Annotated in this window: 2 protein-coding genes; both read left to right on the forward strand. The window is 58.3% G+C overall.

Going from position 1 to position 1,962, the window contains the following annotated elements; all coding sequences use genetic code 11:
* Positions 1–85 precede the first annotated feature (85 nt).
* Complete coding sequence (gene istA, locus ALO64_RS18585) at positions 86–1,108, forward strand: IS21-like element ISPsy4 family transposase (protein ID WP_054991777.1); 1,023 nt, start codon at positions 86–88, stop codon at positions 1,106–1,108.
* Positions 1,105–1,914: an IS21-like element ISPsy4 family helper ATPase IstB gene (gene istB, locus ALO64_RS18590; RefSeq protein WP_054991778.1), complete on the forward strand. Its 810-nt coding sequence runs from the start codon at positions 1,105–1,107 to the stop codon at positions 1,912–1,914. Before istA ends, istB begins: the two co-directional genes overlap by 4 nt.
* Positions 1,915–1,962 lie beyond the last annotated feature (48 nt).

Consider the following 1,962-nt stretch of genomic DNA (forward strand, 5'->3'; position numbering starts at 1 on the left):
TGTCACCGCCACTGTAAAAATGACCCCCTAACGCCAACCTAGAATTGACCCCCCTGGGTAAAACTGGCGGCTTTGAGCTGCCAATATGTTGACCCAGGAGCAGTCTGTGGAAATTAAAGTGTTGGCCCGTCAGGGCCATGGCATCAAATTCATCGCCCGTGAGCTGGGTATTTCGCGTAACACCGTGCGCAAGTACCTGCGAAAGGCCCGGTCGCTACCCAGTGACAAGGTGAGACCCGCACGTCCGTGCAAAATCGACCCCTTCAAGGACTACCTGCACGAGCGTATTGAGGCGGCGCGCCCACACTGGATTCCGGCGACCGTCCTGCTGCGTGAGATCACGGCATTGGGGTACAGCGGCGGCGTCAGTCGTCTGAAGGCTTATATTCGCCCCTTCAAACGTAAGGCAGAAGAGCCGGTGGTACGTTTCGAGACACTGCCCGGCAAGCAGATGCAGGTGGACTTCACCACCATTCGACGAGGCCGTCAGCCGCTTAAGGCGTTCGTGGCGACACTTGGTTTTAGTCGAGCAAGCTTTGTCCGTTTCTCCGAGCGAGAGGACAGCGAAGCCTGGCTGACAGGGCTTCGGGAGGCGTTCGCTTACTTTGGCGGCGTGCCCGAGCAGGCCTTGTTTGATAACGCCGGAACCATCATCACCGAGCGAGATGCTTTTGGGGAGGGCCAGCACCGCTGGCATCCCCGATTGGCTGCGCTGGCCGATGAGTTTGGTTTTATTCCCAAGGTCTGCCGCCCTTACCGTGCCCAGACCAAGGGCAAGGTTGAGCGCTTCAACGGGTATCTGAAGGGCAGTTTCATTACCCCGTTGGCCGCTACGCTCAAGAGTGCGGGTCTGACGCTGGATGTGGTGACGGCCAACGCACATATCGGCCAATGGCTCGACGAAGTCGCTCATCAGCGGATTCACGGCACGACGGGTGTTCAACCGGCGGTACGTCTGGCCCAAGAGCTGCAGGTACTATTACCGCTGCCAACACAGAGCCTGCGCCTACAACCCGTCCCAGGCCTACGCCTGGGGCGGGTCCTGCCGTACGAGAGCTTGCAGCATCCGCTGTCGGTTTATGAGCAACTGCTGGAGGTGAGAGCATGAACCTTCAACATGCTCGCCTGACAGAACTATGCAAGGGGCTAAAGCTTGAGCGCGTCGGGGTGGACTGGCCGCACCTGGCCCAACAAGCAGCAAGCGGCGAAGACAGCTTTGCCGACTTCCTCGAAAAGCTGCTGGTTGCCGAGACCGATGCCCGAAGTGAACGCTCTCGACAGGCCCTGCTGAAAACTGCCGCGCTGCCCGCTGTGAAAACGCTGGAGCAATACGACTTCGCGTTTGCCACCGGCGTCCCCCGGGCACAGCTCCAGGAGCTGGCAGCACTGAGTTTTGTTGGACGTGCCGAGAACATCGTGTTCCTGGGGCCTAGTGGTGTAGGCAAGAGCCACCTGGCCATCGCCCTGGCCTACCGGGCAGTGATGGCCGGTATCAAAACCCGCTTCGTCACTGCGGCTGACTTGATGCTGCAACTGACCGCTGCGCACCGCCAGGAACGGCTCAAGGAATACTTCAGTCGTGTGGTGATGGCCCCCGGGTTGTTAGTCATTGATGAAATCGGTTACCTGCCGTTTGGTCGTGATGAAGCCAACCTGTTCTTCAATGTTGTCGCCAAACGCTACGAACAAGGCAGCCTGATCCTCACGAGTAACTTGCCGTTTACCCAGTGGGCCGGAACCTTTGCGGATGATCAAACACTGACAGCGGCCATGCTGGACAGGCTGTTACATCATGCCCATATCGTGCAGATGACAGGTGAAAGCTATCGACTCAAGGACAAGCGCAAAGCAGGAACCCAATCTTCTCGGGCCCAACCGGCTCGAAAATATGAACCCGAGGGGGGTCAAAACTAAGTTGGCGATTTAGCACGGAAGGGGGTCACTTTTTGGTTGGCGTTGACA

Source organism: Pseudomonas meliae (assembly GCF_001400515.1).
In the GTDB taxonomy this organism is placed as follows: domain Bacteria; phylum Pseudomonadota; class Gammaproteobacteria; order Pseudomonadales; family Pseudomonadaceae; genus Aquipseudomonas; species Aquipseudomonas amygdali.